This window comes from Kitasatospora sp. NPDC015120 (genome assembly GCF_043080305.1).
Lineage (GTDB): Bacteria > Actinomycetota > Actinomycetes > Streptomycetales > Streptomycetaceae > Kitasatospora.
On the sequence record NZ_JBIBVJ010000048.1, the window covers coordinates 1 to 3,764 of the forward strand.

At 69.6% G+C, this 3,764-nt stretch carries 1 protein-coding gene; it reads left to right on the top strand.

The window, feature by feature from the left end; genetic code table 11:
• Positions 1-3,764, top strand: a 3,764-nt coding sequence (locus tag ACF1AK_RS36125; RefSeq protein WP_391503061.1) for a ricin-type beta-trefoil lectin domain protein, incomplete at both ends; no start/stop codon positions are given.

Here is a 3,764-nt window from a genome sequence, read left to right on the forward strand (position 1 = left end):
TCCGCGCCAAGCTGTTCCCGGAGGACGGCTCCGGCGCGGGGTACGCCACCGTGTGGAACACCATCACCGTCGACCGCAACGCGGACGGCGCGGCCGGAGCGGGCATCGGCCCCGGCTCGGTCAACCTGCTGACCGGTGACTTCTCCACCGACGTCACGGACGCCAACGAGTTCGGCATGTCGGTGGCCCGTACCTCCTCCTCGCGCGACCTCGCGCGCGGCTGGCAGCCGCAGGGCGAGCGCCTGAGCGCCAACCAGCGTCAGGTGAGCACGGACACGGCGGGGTTCTCCGCGGGCCCGGCCGATATCAGCCGCTCGACCGTTCGTGGCCACGACAGCTCGACCGACTCGCTGCTGGTCAGGACCTACGGCAACCAGAACTCCTTCGGGGTGATCGGCGCCGAGTACACCCTCGGCCAGAACATGCAGCCGGGGAAGACGTACCGGTTAACGGGCTGGATCTACGTGCCGGGCGCGACCGGCCTGAACCCCGACCTCGCCGACATCGGCCTGCGCATGGTCGGCGTCCACCGAACGCCCGCCGGCTACACCAACGTGCCGTCACCGAAGGCGTCGTTCACCGATGGCTGGCAGCAGCTGACCGTCGACATGGCCGTGCCCAAGGACGCCACCGAGGCCTGGTTCCGCCTCGTCAACGGCTTCGCCGCATCCGGCAAGGAGGTCTTCTTCGACGACCTCTCGCTGAAGGAGATCGTGGCGCCGTTCGGTCCGCAGTGGGCCGGCGGCCCCGACGCGGGCGCCGGCTCCGACTACCGCTCGCTGTCGTTCCCGCAGTCCGACCTGGTCGAGATCAAGGGCAACGACGACAGCTCGCTCACCTTCGCCAAGGGCACCGACGGCACCCTCTTCCCGGAGCCGGGCGCCGAGTCGCTCACCCTGAAGGCCGTGCCGGCCACCAGCGGCGCGATCGTGCTCGCCGCGACCGGACAGTGCCTGGAGGTGCCGAACGGAACCGCCAACAACGGCACCAACCTGCAGGCCGCGTCCTGCACCGGTGCCGCCAACCAGCAATGGACCCGCGACGACCAGCAGCGCCTCCAGATCCTCGGCAAGTGTCTGGACAACCCCTGGGGGGTGACCACCGACAACATCCGGGTCGTGCTCTGGGACTGCAACGGCGGCGTCAACCAGAAGTGGGAGGTCCTGGCCGACGGCCAGATCGTCAACCAGCAGTCCTCCAAGTGCCTGGACGCGAACCTCGGCGGCACCATCTGGACCTGCTGGCGCGGCGCCTACCAGATATGGGACGTCCAGACCGCCGGCACCACCTACGAGCTGTCCGAGCTCGACGGTTCGAAGACGGTGTTCGCCCGCCAGGCCGGCTCCAGCATCTACCAGGTCGTCAGCGACATCGGCCCGGAGGCCGCCTCGGCCACCCGGTACCAGTACGACACCACCGACGGCCGCTCGCTCGTCAAGCGCGTCATCCCGCCCGTCGAGCCAGGCGTCGACGACGCCAACCACTGCACCGTCAACCCGCTGCCGCGCGGCTGCGAGGTCACGGAGTACGACTACGCCAAGGCCACCACGGCGACGGCGACGACACCCGGCGACTACCTGGACCGCATCAGGTCCGTGAAGGTCTGGTCGTGGAACCCGGCCACGTCGAAGCAGGAGGCCGTCGAGGTTACGCACTACGTGTACGACGACAAGGGCCGCATCGCCCAGGTGTGGGACCCGCGCCTGGCGCAGCCGCTGAAGACCACGTACAGCTACGACGCGGACGGCCGGGTCACCCAGGTATCGGCAGCTGGTCAGTTGCCGTGGAACTTCGACTACGGCAAGGCCGCGGCCGACCAGGACCCGGGGCGTCTGCTGAAGGTCCGCCGTGCGGCCCTGGCGCAGGGCAGCAGAGACCAGGTCAACGGCGAGGTCGCCACCAACGTCGTCTACGAGGTGCCACTCACGAGCGGCACGGCCGGCGGCCCGTACGACATGGGCGGCGCCGACGTCGCCAAGTGGGCACAGACCGACGCTCCCACCGACGCCACGGCCGTGTTCGGTCCGGAGGACGATCCAGGCACGAACACCGCCACGGCGGCCAAGCCCGGCAAGGATGGCTACAAGCCGGCCACCGTCCACTACCTCAACGCCTCCGGCAACGAGGTCAACACGGCGAGCCCGTCCATCACGCCCGGCGGCGACATCGACACCACCGAGTACGACCGCTACGGCCACGCCGTCCGCGTCCTGCAGGCGACCAACCGCGCCATCGCGCTCGGCACCCATCCCGACGCCGACCGGTTCGCCGCTGAGCTGAACCTTCCCGCAGGTTCCGCTGACCGGGCGCGTCTGCTCGACTCGCGTACCGTCTACACGGCTGACGGCTTGGACGTCGTCGAGACGCTCGGCCCGATCTACCGCGCCTCGCTCGCCGAGCAGGTCAACGGCCAGACCACCCCGGTCACGGTCACCTCGGAGGCCGAGAAACTGCCCCAGCTCGGCGCCACCGCCCCCGTGCAGGTGATCAATAACAACGGCGCCCTGATCTGGTCCGGCGGCGCGCAGCTCAGCCTGGCCGGCACCCAGGCCGGAGCGTTCGACACCATGCGCGTCAGCGTGCCGGAGGAGGGCGACTACCAGCTCTCCGGCCAGCTAACCCAGTTCAACGACCACGGCATCATCCAGTTCGCGATCAACGGCCAGAACCTGGGCCAGGCGATCGACACCTTCGACGCCAACCCCGCCGGCTCGATCGCCCCGTACACCGTCGGCCAGTCGATCCACCTGGCCCGAGGCGACCACGAACTCAAGGTCACGGTCACCGGCACCAACACCGCCAGCCAGGGCGAGCGCTTCCACGCTGGCCTCGACACCGTCATCCTCACCAAGGCCACCGTCAACCCGACCCTTCCGGCTGGCGCCTCGGTGGTGGCGCGGGACCACAACACCAACACCTACGACGAGAACAAGCCCGACGGCCAGGCGTACCACCTGGTCACCACCGTCACCGACGGCGCCCGCATCGACGGTTACGCCGACGACGTGGAACTGCGGGTCACCAAGACCGGCTTCGATGCCCCTATAGGGGGAGCCTCGGGCTGGGCGCTCAAGACGGCGACCTCAGTGACCACCGACGCGCTCGGTGCCAAGCTTACGGCCACGGTCAAGTACGACGCCCACGCCCGCGCCGTGGAGTCCCGCAAGCCGGGCTCCAACGGGGCGGATGCCGGGACGGTGAAGTCGGTGTACTACAGCGCTGGCGCCAACCCGGACGACGCCACGTGCGGCAACCGTCCGGAGTGGGCGGGCCTGCCCTGCGTGACCGGGCCGGGTGGTGCGATCACCGGTGCGGACGCCTCGCGGATGCCGACCACCCTGCCGGTCAAGCGGGTCACCCGCTACTCGTCCTTCGGCGAGCCGGAGGAGACCACCGAGACCAACGCCGGAAAGTCCCGCAAGACCGTCACCACCTACGACGGCGCGGACCGCATCCTGTCCGCTGAGATCACCTCGGACGAGGGCAAGGCGCTGCCGAAGGTCACCGCCGAGTACGACCCGGCCACCGGCCACCTCGTGAAGACGACGGCCGGCGGCAAGTCGCTCATTCGTGTCCTCGATGCGCTTGGCCGGCTGATCTCCTACACGGACGCCGACGGCGGCACCACCACCTCGGAGTTCGACAGGTTCGGCAAGCCCGTCAAGGTCACCGACCCCACCGGGTCCACCACCTACACCTACGACCGCGCGAAGGAGCCGCGCGGGCTGGTCACCTCGGTCAACGACAGCGTCGCCGGTGAGTTC